10 protein-coding genes are annotated in these 17848 nt (G+C 52.8%); 3 read left to right on the top strand and 7 right to left on the bottom strand.

What is annotated here, in order from left to right; genetic code table 11:
• Window positions 1-2: 2 nt before the first annotated feature.
• From rpsB to rnhC, 3 genes are all read right to left on the bottom strand, one after another.
• On the bottom strand, window positions 3-881 hold the full coding sequence (gene rpsB / locus SH580_RS20450; RefSeq protein WP_319832670.1) for a 30S ribosomal protein S2: 879 nt from the start codon (window positions 879-881) through the stop codon (window positions 3-5).
• Window positions 882-1058: 177 nt separating this feature from the next.
• Entirely contained in the window at window positions 1059-1253 is a 195-nt protein-coding gene (locus SH580_RS20445) for a HesB/IscA family protein (RefSeq protein WP_319832669.1), read from the bottom strand.
• Window positions 1254-1420: 167 nt separating this feature from the next.
• A complete protein-coding gene (gene rnhC / locus SH580_RS20440) occupies window positions 1421-2410 on the bottom strand; it encodes a ribonuclease HIII (RefSeq protein WP_319832668.1) in 990 nt (329 codons plus the stop codon).
• A 189-nt stretch (window positions 2411-2599) separates the two neighbouring features.
• Between rnhC and SH580_RS20435 the strand changes: the two genes are divergently transcribed.
• The 3 genes from SH580_RS20435 to SH580_RS20425 all read left to right on the top strand — a co-directional run bounded on the left by SH580_RS20435 (window position 2600) and on the right by SH580_RS20425 (window position 4851).
• The gene (locus tag SH580_RS20435; protein ID WP_319832667.1) at window positions 2600-3691 is read left to right on the top strand and encodes a mannose-1-phosphate guanylyltransferase; all 1092 of its coding nucleotides are present in this window, start codon (window positions 2600-2602) and stop codon (window positions 3689-3691) included.
• 34 nt (window positions 3692-3725) lie between these two features.
• Window positions 3726-4157 (top strand): Holliday junction resolvase RuvX, encoded by a 432-nt coding sequence (gene ruvX / locus SH580_RS20430; RefSeq protein WP_319832666.1) that lies wholly within the window; start codon window positions 3726-3728, stop codon window positions 4155-4157.
• Window positions 4158-4434: 277 nt separating this feature from the next.
• Complete coding sequence (locus SH580_RS20425; protein ID WP_319832665.1) at window positions 4435-4851, top strand: hypothetical protein; 417 nt, start codon at window positions 4435-4437, stop codon at window positions 4849-4851.
• A gap of 55 nt (window positions 4852-4906) precedes the next feature.
• On the opposite strand, the gene SH580_RS20420 is transcribed toward SH580_RS20425, so the two are convergent.
• From SH580_RS20420 to SH580_RS20405, 4 genes are read right to left on the bottom strand one after another with little or no spacing between them, the layout of a single operon-like run.
• Window positions 4907-8344 (bottom strand): hypothetical protein, encoded by a 3438-nt coding sequence (locus tag SH580_RS20420; RefSeq protein ID WP_319832664.1) that lies wholly within the window; start codon window positions 8342-8344, stop codon window positions 4907-4909.
• Window positions 8345-8371: 27 nt separating this feature from the next.
• Window positions 8372-11794 (bottom strand): hypothetical protein, encoded by a 3423-nt coding sequence (locus SH580_RS20415; RefSeq protein ID WP_319832663.1) that lies wholly within the window; start codon window positions 11792-11794, stop codon window positions 8372-8374.
• Between the two features lie 38 nt (window positions 11795-11832).
• Window positions 11833-13845, bottom strand: a complete 2013-nt coding sequence (locus SH580_RS20410) for a hypothetical protein (protein ID WP_319832662.1) — start codon at window positions 13843-13845, stop codon at window positions 11833-11835.
• Window positions 13842-17429: a hypothetical protein gene (locus SH580_RS20405; protein WP_319832661.1), complete on the bottom strand. Its 3588-nt coding sequence runs from the start codon at window positions 17427-17429 to the stop codon at window positions 13842-13844. Before SH580_RS20405 ends, SH580_RS20410 begins: the two co-directional genes overlap by 4 nt.
• Window positions 17430-17848: the final 419 nt, after the last annotated feature.

The following is a 17848-nucleotide window of genomic DNA, read 5'->3' as shown; positions in this document are numbered from 1 at the left end:
AATTACTTGCTTTCTTCAGTCGCTTCTGGAGCGGCTTCAGCTGCAGGTGCTTCTTCAGCAACAGGTGTCGCTACAGCTTCAGCAGCTGGCTTGTCATCCTCACCATATCCGGCGGGGAGCGTGACTTCTACGTCGCCCTCTTGCTCGAAGACTTGCTCACGGATAATAGGGCCTGCGCTCTTCTGAACCTTCTTAGCTTCGCGTTGCGCAAGACCACTTTGAGCCGCTTCCAAGATGGTTTCCACGATGATGCGGATCGACTTGACTGCGTCATCATTACCAGGGATGGGGAAATCGAGCACTGTGGGGTCCGAATTGGTGTCCACCAGACCGATCACAGGAATTCCAAGGCGATTCGCCTCAGCGACTGCGATTTCTTCATTCTTGGTGTCTACGATAAAGACCGCTGCTGGCAATTCAGAAACTTCGAGCATACCTTCGAAGTTACGATTCATGCGGCTCATTTGACGACGGATCGCAGCTTCTTCCTTACCAGGAAGCTTCTCAAGTTCGCCGTCTTGGTCCATTTTCAAGAACTTGCGGTATTTCGCCAGCGAAGTCTTGATGGTCGTGAAATTGGTGAGACCTCCACCCATCCAGCGATTCACGCAGAAAGGCATTTGGCAGGCTGTCGCGGCTTCACGCATGATTTCCTGCGCTTGCTTCTTGGTGCCGATGAAAAGCACATCTTTACCGGAAGCGACGACTTCTTCGACCTTGGCATAAGCTTTTTCAAGCAGCGCATGAGTTTGCGCCAAGTCGATGATAGAGATGCCGTTACGATTGTCGTAGACGTAGGGCTTCGACTTTGGATTCCAGCGGCGGAGCTGGTGCCCGAAGTGTACGCCTGCGTCGAGAAGGTCTTTTGGTGTAATATTCATACTGTTTTCAAAGCCCAGATAACCACTCTGGGAGAAACGATGTTTCTTTTAGTTATATGTTTGGTTAATGGGACGAAATGCCCCGTTTCACACTCAATTCTAGAATGAGAAGCGCAGAGGGATACCAATCGCACTGCGCAAGGCAAGTGTAAAGGCCGTGTTTTTTATGTTTTCCACTTAATTAAATGAACGACCACAACCACAGGTGCTCGTCGCATTGGGATTCCGGATATCGAAGCCCTTTCCACTCAGGCCATCATCGAAGTCCACCACACTGCCGTCCAGATAATCGAGACTAGTCGGATCCACTAAAAAAGAGATGCCATTACTCTCCAGCACCTGATCCTCCTCTTTTTTCGCCTCAAAGGACATCCCATACTCAAAACCGGAGCACCCCCAGCTTCGACAAAGATACGGAGCAACTGCCCCTCACCAGCTTTCTCGGCGGCTAATTTACGAATTTGCGAAACGGCATTGTCAGTTAAAGTAATCATATTACCTACGCAAAGCATCTTCCCCCAGCCTGTCAATCAGCACGATTAATACTTATACCAACTCGGCTTGGCGGGGGGCTCCAAACCTTGCGCTTCATAGGCCGTCTTAAAGTGCATTTTCGCAAAATTCCGCAGGGCATCGGCCCCCTTTTCAGCGACAATCTTTTTAGCCTGTGCCAGCACTTGGCCACTGGCTCCCTTCACTAAAGGCTCTCCCACTTCATCCGAGAGCCGCTTCATTTCGCGCACATAGACTGCACGAGCCACAATCGATGCGGCGGCGACCACAGGGTCCGACTCGGCTTTGGTACGACTGATCAAATTAAAGTCTTTGCGATCTTTTACATATGCATCTACCAGCTTCTGTTTGGTAAACTGGTCCAGCAAGCCCCAAGGCGCAGGCCGTGCGTCCAAAGCTTGGTTCAAGGATTTCCCATGATACCATGCCAGTAGTTTATTCAAATTGCGGTCAAATTTGTTATAGAGCTCATTATACTTGGGCATCCGTGCGAATGCAGTCTGGATCACCACCCCCTCAGTCTTACGAATCTCCTTATCCAACTTCAAAATACTGCCATCGGTCAGTTTTTTACTATCAGCCACCCCCAGCTCCAACCAATGCCGCACCATATCCCCATCAGCCACCACGCATGCAGTCACCAGCGGTCCAAATAAATCCCCCTTTCCGCTCTCATCGCAACCAGCATGTAAGGTAAACCACTCGGGATTATGCACCTCGTCGTATCCCAGACGTGGATCTCCCGTAATTTGCGCTTCGAGAATGTCGCGAACAAAGTCCTCAGTATTCTTCCCGGATACCACCAGCTTACCACTCTGATACCCCACTACATTCACCTTCTCCCCCTTGAACGCAAATAACGAATAGGCGACATCATACGGGAACCATGCGCCCCCCGTCTGCTTTTCCAGCAAGTCCGCAAGTTGATCCATCTTCTCATCATCGAGCTTGATGGTATACATCATCTTCTTCTTTGGACCTTCGTCTTCGATCGATTTGGATTTTTTCTTCGGCATATAGATAATAGGAGAATGCGCTAAATCATAGGATTGCGCCACGGAGATCAAGACAGGATCTGAAAGACTCATGAGCTAGCAGGCACTCACTCTGACAAATAATCTTCGTCCAAATATTCGATGTCCTCAAATGTAAAAATCGAACAACTCGATTCTTGCCATTCTTCGGATCGAATGAAATCTGCAGCTATGTCTAAACGATTTGTAGTTATCATGGCGGGTGGCCGAGGCGAACGCTTTTGGCCGGAAAGCCGCATCGCACGCCCGAAACAACTCTTACCCATCGTCGGCGACAAGGCGATGTTGGCACAGACCATCGACCGCCTCGCCGGGCTAGTGTCCGCCAAGGACGTCTTCGTCATCACGAACGCCGAGCAACGCGATGCGGTATTGGAAGTCTGCCCCGAGCTCGATCCCAACAAAGTAATCGGCGAACCCATTGGCCGCGACACTGCCGCTGCTGTCGGACTGGCCACCATACTCGTGCGACGCGAAGATCCTCAGGCCAGCTTTGCCATGCTTCCAGCCGACGCCGTCATACATAATGCAGCCGGTCTGCGCGACACATTGGAAAGCGCCTTTGCGGCCGCCGAAGCCCAGCCCGTGCTCGCCACCATCGGCATCACTGCCAGCTTCCCGGCGACTGGTTACGGCTACATCCAACAAGGCGCTGCCATGGGCGACTATGCCGAGCGTCCCGTCTACCAAGTACAACGCTTTGTCGAAAAGCCCGATTTCCAAACAGCACAAAACTACCTGCAGGCAGGCAACTACTTCTGGAATGCCGGCATGTTCATCTGGTCCGTGCCTTCCATTGTTGCCGAACTCGAAAAAAGCACCCCCAGCCTCTGGCAAGCACTTCAAAACATCGACCAAGGCCTCGCTGCTGGCACAGACATCGACTCACTACTCGCAGAACACTACCCAAGTCTCGAGAAAATCTCGGTCGACTATGCCATCATTGAGAAGGCTAACAACGTCGTCATGGTCGAGTCCGGCTTTGATTGGGACGATGTCGGCGAATGGCCCGCTGTCGCACGCCACTACCCCGCTGACCCCGACGGCAATGTCGTACGCGGCCAAGCCGAACTTTCCGACGCTCAGGACAACATTGTCTATTGCCGCGACGACACACACCTCGTTGCCCTACTCGGCGTCAAAGATCTCATCGTTGTCAAAACCGACGACGCCACTTTGGTCTGTCACAAAGACAAAGCCCAGGAAATCAAAGCTCTCGTCAATAAAATCGGCGTCCAAGAGGCCTACAAGCGCCTGATGTAGCTTTTAGTAAGTTCTAATTCTTCATTCCGAAACAGTGAACTATCTCGGCATAGACTGGGGCGAGAAGCGTATCGGACTCGCTTTCGCGGACGAGATCGGTATTGCAATGCCACTACCGGCGGCCGTCGCGCCTTCCAAGAAGGAGCGCATGCGCCAGATCGAGACGATGATCACGCAACGCCGCGCCCAAGAGCTCGTGGTCGGCTACCCGCTCAACATGGACGGCTCGGTCGGCTTTAAAGCCAGAGAAGTGGACGAATTTATCGTAGAGCTCGAAAAGCGCTTTCGGCTGCCCATTCACCGGGTAGACGAACGCCTCTCCAGTCACTCCGTAGAACAAGGGCTCAAAGGCCAAAAGAAAAAGCCCAGCCGCCAAAGCGGTGAGATCGACTCCCGAGCCGCGGCCCTCATTTTACAAGACTTCATCGAAGAACGAAATATTTCCAACGCAGCGCAAGGCAGCTAACGAAAATTCGCCCCACGCGTGAAACTCACATACAAGATTGAACGTTTGACGTTCGCGCACCTGCGATCGAACTGCGCATAGATCCCCAAAGCCCTGCTCCCGATTTCAGCCCCTGCTTGGTATAAAAACACCCCCGACGCATCGACCATTCCAGAAAGAGCAGTCAGAAGACCTCAAGATAACCAGCTAGAATAAAAACTTGCCTATCATGCGTTAGATATACTTTAATAACGCGATGATTGAATGCCAACCAAATGTCTTATCTTGGAACTATACAATGCAGGGTGGCGGCATTGATGCGGGGCTCCGCTTTAACTGGGCGGGCGAATCGGGCCGCTTCGAGCTAAATGGTCAGCTCTATACGATCAAGAAATCGGGCTTCGTTACACCGACATGGGAATTAATCAAGGAGGACAAGGTTTGTGCCGAGGCATCAAGAATCAGCATGCTCCGGCGCGGATTTGACATCAAACTTGAGTCAGGGGCCATGGAGCTTTCAGCAAAATCGGCCTTTGGTCGCACCATGCTGTTAAGCGGAATGGGCTGCCAAGCGCGTATCAAGCCGGCCCACGCGTTCACGCGCCGCGTTCAAATCTCCGGCAGTTATCCAGATCCTGAAACGATTGTTTTTGCCTTTTGGCTGTGTGCACTAATTTGGCGCCGCAATGCGAATCATGCGGCGGCTTGTCCATAATAACAGCCCTCGCCCACGGAGCGGACGCTGCCCAACGCTTGCGGGCAGCGTCTGACTACAATGACATCACTAATTTAAAGAAGCGGGCATCGCCGGCGGGCACGCCTAGCACCAGTGTGTGGGCGTCACCGACGCGGTTGTAGTTAACCGATGTGGGCGTGACGGATCTGAGGTTGCCGAGCTCGTCAGACTGAATGAGCTTGAACTGAATGGAGTCGCTATACGCGCCGGGCCATTCCCATGTAAGTGTCACTTCGTTCGTAGCGCTCATGTGGATGCGGATGTCTGGCGCGCTGAGGTCTTCGATTGCCGCGGCAGGCACATCACTGGAGTCGGCCGGATTGTGGCCGCCGAGGAATTTTTGCAATAGACTGTAGCCGCTGCCATCGACACTTGCAAAAGGATCGTGTCCGCCCTCGCCGAGCCAAAAGAGCTCCCAGTTATCATCCAAGAGGTTCCCGTCGCTATCGTTGGCGACGAGTTCGGGCATTTCAACGATTTGAAAGCTCCGCACTTCCAAGGCGGTGCCTGCGCAAGCTGTAAAGTCGTCGCGGAGCACGCCGTATACGCGAATCTGGGTCTCTGGTAATAGATCGATACTTTTACTGGAGATGTAGCGTTCCCCGTAGGCATCGAAGAGTGCGTATTGCTGCGCAAATGCGTTGCGGGCAAGGAAGCAACCGTCGGCGTTGGCCTCTTCGACGGTCAACTCGTAGAGCTGCACGTCGTCGTAAACAAAGCTCGCTGCGAGGCCTTGCCCTTCGGCTAGCGCGGGTCCGATCGCGTCCAACTGGAGGCCGAGTGTGTCTAACAGTTCAGCGGAGACTGCTTGCTCGCGTAAGACTGCGCGCAGTAGGTCTACGGGGCCCTGCCCGGTGATGTGGGCCACTTGTGCATCGGTATAGCCCTGATAGACTTCGCGGCAGAAATAAGTCCACTCCACCCAGTTAATCGCGACAGCTGCCGCTGCGCTGTAGCTGGCTTCAATCTGCAGACCGTCCCAGAGTTCATCTACTGAGAACTCGGGCTCGCCATTGCTTTCGTCCATTAGAGTGGCGATCTCGGACAGTGAGGTCCAACGGTCATCGCCGGTGCGATTGGGAAAGAGTGTCAACTGCGCATCGGATGGTAGATAAGCCTGCAACTTAAAGTATTGCTCGAGTGCATACTCCATCGCGATCGCAAAAGCGGTATCATCGACCTTCAAACTGAGTTCACGAATCGTCTGCTCACCTGCCGAGTATTCGCCCAGTTCATCCAGCCACTCGCTGGCCGCGTCGGAGAGCGATCCTCCGGTATAGCTGACATCGATCTCAAATAGCTCGCTGCTATCCAGAGGCAAGAGCTTCAGCTGCTCAAAGCCAGTGGGCTCGGCCACTCCCTCGGAGAGAATTAAATAGCGCGCTTCTGTGGAGACTGCGATAACGCCTTCAGGAAATACCAGCGGCACTTGATCAAAGACGGCAAAGCGGCTGCCTTCCGCAACGGATGCCTGGCCAAGGCGCGCACCCGTCAAGCGATCTACGTAGCCGGTCGATCCGGTAAACCAAGGCTCCTTGGCTAGGTTGCGACTGACCACTTGCAAAGTTTCGTAATAGCCCCGATTGAGTTCAGAATCCTCGGCGGGCATTTCGGTGGGATCTGTTATCGAAGTATTGGCCAGTAGTTCATCTAAATCGCTGGCAGCATCGCCATCGGAATCTCCGGTGCCAAATGGATCGCCTCCCAATGCCATTTGCACATAATCGGGGATGCCATCGCCATTGCTATCCCGGTTGAATGCGGAGAGCGTGAAATTGTAGTTAACCGTTTTAATCGGACTTTTATCTCCACTCGCAGTCTGAATGTAATAGGAGAGGCTGACTTGTTCCCCGCTCGGGTAGAAGGGGCTGCTATAGCTCTGCCAGGCTTCGTCCTCACTGCCGCGATAATACAATTCTGTATTTTCAGGGAAGCTGGCCTCAATGAGTGCCAACTGATCGTAAGTGCCGGGCTTGGGACTCCAGCTTGCGAACAAGGCTGAAAATTCTTCTCCACTGAGATTGAGCGCATATACGCTGGCACTGGAGTTGATTTGATTGGTTAAAACGCTGTTGGTTTCATCGCCGGCATAGGAACTGGATTGATAACTTTTCTGCAAGCCGTCCTCCGCGCCCCAATCGACCCAAGTGTCATAGGTCACACTTCCCGGGTATAAGATGGGCTCTGAGGCCCAGGCAATATCTCCCCAAGCAGAGAGCCACCCGAGCAAACGTGCGTTTGAAGAACCGAGTGGAGACGCATCAAAGAAAAATAGATTTGGGCGCTTCTGCTTGCTCGCATCAACGCTGAAGCCATCTATGGGCACTTGACCGGTAAAGAGCGATTTGAGGCCGCCGCTGCCATCAGAGCCGAAGAGTTCATATTGATCGGTCACCCCGCCCTTTCCGCTGAAAATCAGCAGGCGATCGCCCCCCATCGAGACGACTCCGGTGAGCGCGCCATTGAGGTTGCTCATGGTCAATTGATCGACGATGCGCTCATCAGCTAAGTCCAGCAGATCGATTTGATTGCTGCCCACATATTGCACAGCCACCAGTAGCTGTCCATCCAACACGAGGCGCGTCGCCATTTGTATCGGCGATCCTAGATCGTAAGCCAGTGGTGGCGTTAGTTGCCATTCCCCTGCCACTTCCTTGATCACGTAGAGGTATAAATTGGTATCGTTGAGAGCATAGCAGAGCAGTTGATTAGCATCACCGCCTTGTAAAAAGTCCCCATAGATTAATTGCCCAGCTGCTGGGAAATTTTCTGAGTTTAGCAGTTTTAGCCCATTTTTAATCGGCTCTCGTAAGGAGACTTGCCCCTCGGAGATCATCGCGACCAGCGCATTGCCTCCATCAAATACCAGGTTCGGATCGACTGGAAAGGTGAGCGAACGCTCAAAGGCAGGCATAGCAATCGGAAGCGAGACTTCATAGGCGGCCTCCATACCAGTTACCAACAGCTCATGCTGAATGGTAGCCGGCGGACTATTGAGCCCTGATTGAACCAGCACCATCGGCTCGTATTGCTCCTGGTCCGGTGCCGCGGGGAAGCTCAATGCAGCCTCGGGACCGACGCCCACAATTTTGAAATTAAACTCCCCCTCATAACCGCCACTATAGTAAGTTTTGATTCGATTGCTGAGCGCTTTGGGTAGCATCAACTGGGTGGAATACGATTCCAACAACAAGGAGAGTGTCGAGACAGGTGCATCCATGCGCTCTCCGGTCTGCCAATACGGTTCGCTGATAAAGCCGTCACTGGCAGAATCATAAGTCTCGTAAGAGCGCACCAAACCGGTGGCTTTATCGACAATTATCATTTGAGCGCTATAGCCAAAATCCCCTGCGGGTAGGTCGACCAACCATTCGTCCTTCGTCTCATAGACTAAGGGCACCAAGCCCTGCCCCATCAATGTTGTCGCAGAGATCCAGGCTAAACTTGTGAGCGCTAAAACACGTTTAAACATAACAATATTCCTTATCTTAAAATGACTCTATTGAATCGTAATGGTATTGAGTGGTAGCACTGTTTCGATCTCGCCACGCTCAGTGAAAAAGACCATCAGGTATTGGTAAGTCCCGCCAAATTGCACCGGTGTAAAATCACGCATGTAGAGATGATGCGTCGGGCCGTTGCCACTATACGTATCGACGACTTCAGCAAATAGATAGGGGTCCCGAATTCGTGAGACTTCGATCACATCGCCCCCGGTCTTTCCGATATCATAAATGACGCCGCCTTCGTAGGCGATCTCCCGCATCATTGGTGACACTTGCTCTACATTTTTGCTCGGCTCCCGCACGAGAGGTGCATCGACTCGATAGCGATACAATGCAAAGGGGAAAATCGACTTTGTCACATCGCTCTGACCAGTCCTGCGCTCAATGATCCGATGCGCGGTGTAAGCCACCGGATCTCCAGGCGGTGTCAGAAATGTCGGAAAATCCGCGTCTATATTGGCTTCTTTGTCGTATTGAATCACTTCATCCAGTTCTTCATCCACCAAGCGATACGCTCCGATCCGCAGTGCCGGCATTGGCCCATTCACGTCGTCTCGTAGGATTTCCATTCCAAATTCGCTGGTAAACATGGCTTCCAAATTCTCCTCCAGCAGTCCGGGCAGATCCCGATCGGGCCAGGCAACATTTGGCCCATTCTCCGAGCCGCCCTGCGTCCATGCGATCGTCTGTAGATTACTGAATGGACCGGTTAAGCGTGAATCCAAGCCCTCGGCGGAAACGGCACGCACCAGAAAGCTGTAAACCTTGTTTGGATCTAATTCCAAATCGACGCTAAACTCTGGCGCAGTCTGCCCAAACACAGTCGCCAAACGACGTGTTTGGTAAATATAATATGTGCGGGCATCATTTTGAATATGACGTGCTCCGAATTCGGTCAGCTCACTGAGCGCATCCCCCACATCACCGGGACTGACGGCATCGTCACTCGCAATCCACAGTTCAAATTTATCCACGGCTTCTGGTGGGCAATACCAGGTCAGCCGTGCCATCGATTGCCCGTTCGATCCGGAATAGAGCTCTGGTTGCGCTAGCAGCGGCGCGGGATATTCGCGAATAAATTCGATACACTCATCCACCGGCACTAAAGCACTGGCGTTGCCATGTTCGTCAAAGACCTGCAGGAAATAGCAGATCGTATACATCGGCGCATTGGGCAAGGCATAGTCGGCATATTCGAAATCAGCCAAATCAGTAAACAAGTCCTCGGTCTGCCCTTGTTGTATCAAAGACAGGTCCCCGTTATTGATGCGACGATACAACTTATACTCACGCGCGCGCTCTGGCATGAATAATTCGAGCGTTGGCTTGGCCAGTAGCCCTCCGGGCGCGCTAGTGTCTACCACGATGTGTGGGCCACAGTTTCGGTCATCGGTCAAAATTTCGATATGACTCAACTCATACAGATACTCCACGCCATAGTAGGCACTGTTGGGGTTCACATCGCCGAGGATTAACAAGGCTGTATTGCTAATATTGCCAAAGCGATCCCCACCGTGAACGTTGACTCGCACCTCGTTGCGCACTGCTGCGGGTTGATAATCGAAAATCACGAGATTCTCACCTTCGGCGAAATAACGTCTCTCAAGATCGATGGGGTCTAACTCGGTATTCTTGCCGAAATTGATATTTACACTCGCCCATTCAATGTCCGGATTCGAACGAGTGACCGCGATGCGAATGATGGGCTTGGCGCTCAGGTCATCCGGATTTCGCTGAAATAACTCTGTGCCCTTTCCTGCGATCTCTAAGCTTAAGCAACGCGTGGTGATGCGACCACTCGGATCTGCCAAAGGACGACGGTCTCGCAAGACACCGTAAGCTGAAGCGCTATTGGCGCTCATGTTACCGCCACAAGCACTGTTATCTTCCACCCGCACGGTGTAGAAATAGGTGCGCCCCGCATCATCAGCCATGTTCGGTGCGTCCGGATTTAGTGGCGAAGAAGTATCGATCCAGCTCCTCCACTCTTTGCTGGTATCGTGATCGATCGGGCCCGCCACTAAGTTGGCCAGTGGGTTGGCTGACTTTTCCAGAATCTCCTGTGGGCTGTCCCAGCGGTAGATGTAATATTTATAATTGTCGAGAGGCTCCTCACCGTCGAACTCGAGCTGGCGCCACTGCACTTCAAGATGTTGCTCCCCACTATAAGCTTGAATTTCGGCAGGATTGGTCGATGCCACGAAATGATTGCGCACTTTAACTTCATCAATTGGCAGCGGTGGTTTTTGATCACAAATTTTAACATAGTGCCCATCGGACAACTCACCGGGACGACGCAAGAGATCTTGCGCTCCGGCAAAATAGTAGAACTCGTCCCCATCGCCGAAGGTATCTTCAGCGCCGGGCTCGAAGCGGTCATCGTCATCGGCGGTGAAGAAGGTCTCGCTATCGCTGCGATCTTCAGACTCGGCCTCGCTTAAATCCGTCACCGGCATGATTGGATACACATTTGTTTGCACCAGCATACCTGCCTCCAACAGCATGCGCGCATCCGCGACCGACGGGGCCGGGCATACAGCGTCCCCCTCACGCACCCAGCCAAGACCAATCGCATCCGCCTTAGCGAGACGATACACATTATATCCAATCGCCAATAGTGACTGCTGACGCAAGTCCTCGGGAGTGTGCCAGCGCAATCGCACATTTAAGTGTCCGCGTGGATCGTTCTCGTAAGTCGTTTCTGAAATAGGAAAAGGCACATCCACCGGTTTGCCAGGCGCAGGTAGCGGCGGGTAGCCCAAGCTCGGACTCGCGGCGCTCAAGTCCATTAAGACACGGCCCACCACATCCTCCGGCTCACGCGAGCTTGGGTTCCACTCGCGCAGCTCCCATGTGACTAGCGGCTGGTTCAATTCACCGAAGTAAGCGAGACCCAACACACAATTGATACCTGGGTGTAAGCGTCCGAGAAAGTATAGGCCTTCAAATAGCGATGGATTGGCCTGTGCACTCCGCACCGCAATCGATACCTTTTCCGCCAGGTCGGGCTCGCCGCCAGTCGCCCCTAAAGTCGAGATGTCGACATCTTCGAAATAGCCATCCACCCGCTGTTCCAGCATCGCGAAATCTTCATCCACCTTTTCAGATGCCTTCAAAATTGAACGAATGGTTCTAGGGTCGGTCTGCAGTTGGATCACCGCACGCAGTTGAAACGGCGCAGCGGTCGCGAAGTCCGCCGCTTTTTCATAAATTGCATACGGGCGGCCAATCACCGCTTCAGCTTCTTGAGACTGCAAGACCATATAGCCAAAGTCAGCCCCGTTGGCATCACGGCCAGTCGTTCCGAGCGTGAAGGTCAGCTGCTCCAGATCTTGGGCAAAGGAAGCCAGCGGCCAGGCAGACACAGTAGCCAGTAGCAGAGAACAAACTAAGCGGCGTAGTATAATTGCGAACATAAGAAATTTGATTTTAAAATTAAAAATTCGGATGTGAGCTACAGATCGACGCTCCACTTGCTATCGTATTTGACCTTGGCAGTCTTTGAGAACTTGAGACAGAGCGGACACGGCCCCGCTTTGCCCTGCAGGCGCCCGCGGCCATTGAAGCGGAACTCACCGCCATCCTTCACGCCCACCAGGCTGACATCTCCCCGAATCGAGACCGCACAGAGTGCTTCACCACTCGCTCCGACTAGCATACGTCCGCCAAAGACAGGTCCATCGACGAAGTAAAAGACACCGGCTCCGATGCCTGCCGAAACGCGGAACATACAACTGGCCGGAATGCCCAACGCAGCCTCACTGATCGGAATCCAAGCCTCCCCATAGGCATACGCGCCGAGGAATACGCCATCGCCGAGCACCTCACCTGCGAGCGGGTCAATCAGTAAGATGGGGTCCGCGCTGCAAGACTTCCCGAGGAAGATCCCTCCGGAGGCCTCATAACTACTAATAATCATGCCGGCCCCTGCAGCGATGTAATTTTCATGCAGGCCAAAAGCGACCGCTGCTTTAAGATCGAATATAGTAAAGGCCTCAAAGCCAAGCTCGCCGCCGGTCATTTGAAAAGACCCAGCGAGCCCCGCGGGATAGACTGGCAGATCCGCTTCAGCAGCGTAGATCATACTAAACTTGGCCCCCACATCGGCCCGCATGCCCGGCGAAATCCATTCCAACGGAATATCCAAAGCTCCCATCGAGACTTCGGTCAACTTATCACCAGAATCGCCGCCACAACTGCCGGGCGCATCGCTATCGAGCTGTAAATACTCCATATATCCACGGAACTGCAAGGGCTCCGGCACTTGCCACTCAAAGCTACCGTCCAAGCGCAAACGTGTGAGTGCGTCGCCACGGAAGTGAGCCACCCCATCGATTTGCCCCGAGCCCACGGTATCGCTCAAATCGCTCAGCATCGGATTTATTTCCTTCTCCAACTCGACGACCGTCTCCGAAATTAACTCACGGATGATCACATTCACCTCGGCAAATACATTGTCGATGGTGTTTTCGACCGTGCCATTGAGATCGTATAGATACTGCTTCAGCGTATACTGAATCTTTTTCACGAAGGGCGCTGCACCGACCTCATCGACTAGCTTTTGCCGCAATAGAGCTGTCACCTCTTCGCGAGGATACTCCTCAAAGGGGTTCGGGATCTGCTCCAGTTGCTCTGTCGGGTAGAGGCGCGCATACTCTGCTTCCAACTCATCGAGGAATTCGTCTGCCGTCGCGCGAACTTCCATCGCCACAGCTCTCATTTCCATTTCGGCTTCATCCAGGATCGCGGTCAATGCATCGTGTATCTCCCCCGCCTCTGCGAGTTTCCCTCGGATCATGGTGACTTCTTCACGCAGGTCATTCACGATTTTTTCGATTTCAGCCAAGGTCGGTTCGGCTTCGGCTAAAAGCTCGTCCAATTGTTGTTGGATCGCGGTCTCGCCTTCGGTCAATTGCTCGGCAATCGCCGCTCCGAGTGGGTCTTCGACCAGTTCACCGATCAGCGCGGTCACAATATTGACCACCACATCGCGCTTCCCGTCACCGTTCTTACTTAAGATGCCCGGCACGATACGCTCGATATCAACCTCCGGCAAATCAATCTCGATACCGTTTTGTGTCACATACAGCTGCCCCGTAATGGCAACCAGTGTTTGCTCCAATTTGGCCAGCCGCTTATCGATTTCCTGCACAATACCAAAGGGTGCGTCCAGCTTCCCTCGCAGTTGATCCAACTGCGCGAATAATATGCCACTATCCGGATTGTCGGGATCATAGACATACTGATCCAGTAAGGGGTCGGCGTAAGTCGTCCGATAATCACTAAACAAATCTGGCCCATTATTCTGCGCAATCGCTAGAGCCGCTTCAAATTCGGCCCCCAATTCATTATACAAGGGGTCCAGCACTAGATCATCGATCCGATCAAACAACTCCGCATAAAAGGTATCGATGCGATCGTTTAACATCTCAGCCACGCCATCGATGCCCCCTGCGATCGAGTTCACGATCTCCTCCTGCGCACCTTCGACGAAGGCTTGGCCCGCACCGAGTTGATCCTCGGCCCAGAGAACAGCATGTTCGATAGATTCAACTGCGGCAGCCCGTCATATTGCACACCAAAGGATACCTCGATGTGCTCCGCACTTAAGTAGTCCACCGAGTGCTCGATATTAAGCACCATCAAATTGTCATTCTGCGCGCTATACGAGCGGTAGTAACGCGAGGAAGTGTTCCACTTCAAGGGGTATTCAAAATCCAATACGCCAAAGAAGCTCTGTAAAGCCAGCGGTGTGTAGGCACTCGGAACGGCTGAAGAAGGACGGCGGTAGTCATCGTAACTGCTCAAGTCCGCAGCGGAAGCAGTCGGCCAGCCGATGTTGCCACCGTCAAACTCAGCATGCGTAAAATAGGAGGCTCCCGCCTCTGTCCACCCCTGGGTGGGCCAGCCTCCCACCACATCGTATTGCACGCTGCTATCCGCATCTGCACTGGTCATGACTTGCACCAAGACATCGACAAAGAAAGGCACATCTTGAGTCGCCGCAAAGGTCGCAAAGCCCCGCTCGGCCGGACCTTCGGCGTGATCATTAAAATAAAGCGCGCTCACCGGTGTCATGGTGTAGCTCGCCTCACCGCTCGGCCCATCCAGTTCCAATTGAGCGGGCAATAAGAAGCGCGAGTCCACTGGATAGCCGTCCGCCGCAGCGGCGATTTCGCCATCCGGGAAGAAACCCATCTCGCCAAATAACACAGCATCCACATGGGCAACCTCGGTCGTCAGCCCCATCGCAAGAATCGGATCACCGGTGCGCAGGCAAACATCATCCCCCACTGGTGCTAAAAAGCGCATGGTTTTCGGCTCAAAGGCACCATTCCAATACTCCAGTGTTTTCTCACCAAGATCTCTAGGGTCCAACTCGGCCTCCTCTAGTTCCCCCACACAGGACAATGAAAGCTCTAAGAACGATTGGCTGAAATTCGCAGGTTCCGGCACCGACAAGCTACCATTGGTCTGGCTCTCGTGGTTTTCACTATCCAGAAAAGACAACCCGTAGTTATCGAGTTTAAATGGATAGCCATAAATCGTGAGACTAGAATCAAAGCTATCATCTTGCGCTTCATGCACCCCACTCACCCCTGCAGGACGCACATAATATTTGGCATTTACATCAGGGGTAAAAGCAAAATCAGGAATCGACGCATCCGGCCGGCCAATACGACTGTAGCCCTCCAAATCAGAAAAATCTGAAACACGAAAATTCAGGCCGGGATAATCCCCCACACCCAACAAATACTCGTTCGTGCCGAAGCGCTCGTGTTGCATTAGGTTGCGATCATAGCCCGCCAACAAAAGCACGCTGGGGCTGTGATCAAAATCGTATTTCGAAGTCGCCGGAGACGAATTCCACACATCAGACAGGCCCATAAGTGCGTGCCCGGCGATCAAGAACTGGCCGCGGTCAAAAGCTCCCGTGCGATGCGCATAGAGTTCCTCGCCATTCCCCTTCGTTTCCAAATAGCCCCAGTCCAGGCCTTCTTTGAGTAAGTCCCCGGAGCCTGACAAGCCACCATCGGGAGTGAACGACAACTGACTGCCATCAGCGATCCAAGTCAGCAACTCGCTAGGCGGCTGGCCCAAGCCACAAAATGCATCCGGGCAACTCTGATGGTAGTCCATACGCACGGCTTGCACCCCTCGCAAGAAACTCTGGGAGGGATCGATCAAACTATCGACTTGGAAAATATCGCCCGTGCCCGTCCAGCGTAAGAGCCCCGACAGCGGGAAGTGAGGCGAAAACTCCCCCGCACTCAAACTCAGCTGACTGCTCACCAAGGCCAATCCGTTGAAATCAGCGCGAATCTGCACCTGCCCCACCACCGAAGTCGCATAACGATAATACTGCTCATTGGATGGCTTCACCGCCATAGAGACCGCTTCCAAATCTCCCGAGTGCGCTTCCAATGCGCCCAAGGCATCCGCTTGATTGTAGACCACATCCACCGGGTTCACACTAATTTCTCCCAAGGCCGGGTCGAAGGAGATTTGATCAAATTCGATCCCATAAGGCCGCCCCTCTTGGTGCAACCAGGTTCGACCACTGGGCGTAGCCTGAAATGACTCCATGGGATTAAATAAATTATCCAGCGCCACCGGCCCAGGCATGGGGATCAAATCCAACAAGCGCTTTTGATTGAGCAAGATATCATCTTTAGTATAGCCCAGCCCTGTCGGCAAAAATAACGTGATCGCCGTAGTCGGCGAACCATCCAACTGCTCACCGGAAACCGGCCCCGAAGGCGTCAATTTTAGACTCTGATAGCCAAACTTAATATCGCCCGCTGCTTTAATCACATCGTCAAATTCGACATCTGCAACAGTGCCCAGCGCCACCTCTCCCACTTGCACCGAGGCACGCCCATTCGACATCAAACGGACCTCGCTCAGCTGTTCATCGTTCCCGAACTGGTAGATGTCCCAAGAGCTGACACTGCCTGAGTTATTAGTCACTTGCAGCCAAGTATTGACGTAATTAATCCCACCAACGGAAGCGGTGGGCGTATTCGAAACCTCCGTAAAGGTGGTCGCCAAACCATTAAATTCCAGATCGCCACTAAAATGCAGCAAACGATGCGACATACTCTGCTTCTGCCCCGCAATCACAGGATCTTCACCCGCCTCTTCAATATGCGCCGCAGTCACCCGCACGTAAAAATGATCGTTCACAGAATCCAGCTGCTCCAGCGGTTCGATATCAATCGTGAAGGCATGGTTTTGCACAGTGCTGGGATAAAGCAGTCCACTGCCATAATGAATATAATAGCGAGCCAGAGAAACTGTCTGACGACTCTCATTAGATGCCGTCGCCACCACCTCATCGGTCACTCCATTGACGAGCTCATAACTCAACACAAACTCAACATCGTCTGAGCCATTCGATGCAGAATAGCCATCGTAGCGATAGATATTGCCGATGACATCCACTTGAAAAGTCTGCTGCGTCTCGCTGGTGCGGATCGCGAAAAGACGCTGCCATTCAACCTCATCGTAGTCGAACAAGACATTTAAAGCCGCATCCGAGCTCTGCGTATTCACGAAATGAAAAAACTGCGAAGACGAACTGTTCATGGGCGAGTTCACAGCCTGTAAGCGCGGAAACGCCCCAGTGCCCATTCGATACAACTGTGCTCGTATATAATAACGCTTATTCACATCCAACTGCGCTTCCGGCTCGATGCTATAACTAAAGGTCACCGGCGTCACTGTAGCCGTCGTGCGTTCGCCGATCGACTCATCCTGAGACTGGAGCACGGCCCCCTCGTCGTCCAGCAACTGCAAACGCATTGTAAACACATTGGTGCCCAAGACCAAACCACTCTGACGACTAAAGGAAACGTCCACCTCGACCTCGATCGTATCGTCAGATGAACGCGATGCGTAGAGCACAGTGTCCGCACTCAACTCCACCCGTTCGATGGTCCCAGAGGTATAAGTGTTTTGGATCTGCCCGAATAACCCCGGTGCAGATATGGAAAAAAGAAGGTATAAAAAAGAGAGGAGACGTAGTCGGCACATAACTAAATCGTTCATAGCAAATAACTAGGAACGCCGAGACGGCCTAGCTGGTCTAAGAGTAAGGAGTCTTATTCATTTAATAAATAAAACTTATTTACCCCACCTAGCCGAAACACCTCATACGAGTCCAGCACAAACGGCCTCAAAATATAGTATTTAGCCAAAAAGTGACAGAGTCAGCGATTAACCTAGTTCCCGTTCGAGCGACTGAAGCCTGCGAGACGTCCCCCAGCTCAAACTCAGCAACACCGACCTCGATACCTTAGAAAAAAACATCAACTTCCCCGCAGAAGACTTTTCAAGAGAGATCGCCAAGCACTTCAGCTTCACCCGCGTCACCCAAAAACCGCCCAAGTCTGCGAAGCCAGCGTATAGCACTTGATCGCAGAGCAAACCATAATCCTAGAAGACAGCAACTACAAGATTGCCGTCTG

Origin of the sequence: Coraliomargarita algicola (assembly GCF_033878955.1) — a bacterium.
Taxonomy (GTDB): domain Bacteria; phylum Verrucomicrobiota; class Verrucomicrobiia; order Opitutales; family Coraliomargaritaceae; genus Thalassobacterium; species Thalassobacterium algicola.
Note: the sequence above shows the minus strand (reverse complement) of the source record. Positions and strands in the feature narration are given on the sequence as shown.

Excerpts from the sequence above, each read along its gene's own strand:
- rpsB (WP_319832670.1), bottom strand. The coding sequence starts at position 881 with ATGAATATTACACCAAAAGACCTTCTCGACGCAGGCGTACACTTCGGG.
- SH580_RS20445 (WP_319832669.1), bottom strand. The coding sequence starts at position 1,253 with ATGTCCTTTGAGGCGAAAAAAGAGGAGGATCAGGTGCTGGAGAGTAAT.
- rnhC (WP_319832668.1), bottom strand. The coding sequence starts at position 2,410 with ATGCCGAAGAAAAAATCCAAATCGATCGAAGACGAAGGTCCAAAGAAG.
- SH580_RS20435 (WP_319832667.1), top strand. The coding sequence starts at position 2,600 with ATGTCTAAACGATTTGTAGTTATCATGGCGGGTGGCCGAGGCGAACGC.
- SH580_RS20425 (WP_319832665.1), top strand. The coding sequence starts at position 4,435 with ATGCAGGGTGGCGGCATTGATGCGGGGCTCCGCTTTAACTGGGCGGGC.
- SH580_RS20420 (WP_319832664.1), bottom strand. The coding sequence starts at position 8,344 with ATGTTTAAACGTGTTTTAGCGCTCACAAGTTTAGCCTGGATCTCTGCG.
- SH580_RS20415 (WP_319832663.1), bottom strand. The coding sequence starts at position 11,794 with ATGTTCGCAATTATACTACGCCGCTTAGTTTGTTCTCTGCTACTGGCT.
- SH580_RS20405 (WP_319832661.1), bottom strand. The coding sequence starts at position 17,429 with ATGAACGATTTAGTTATGTGCCGACTACGTCTCCTCTCTTTTTTATAC.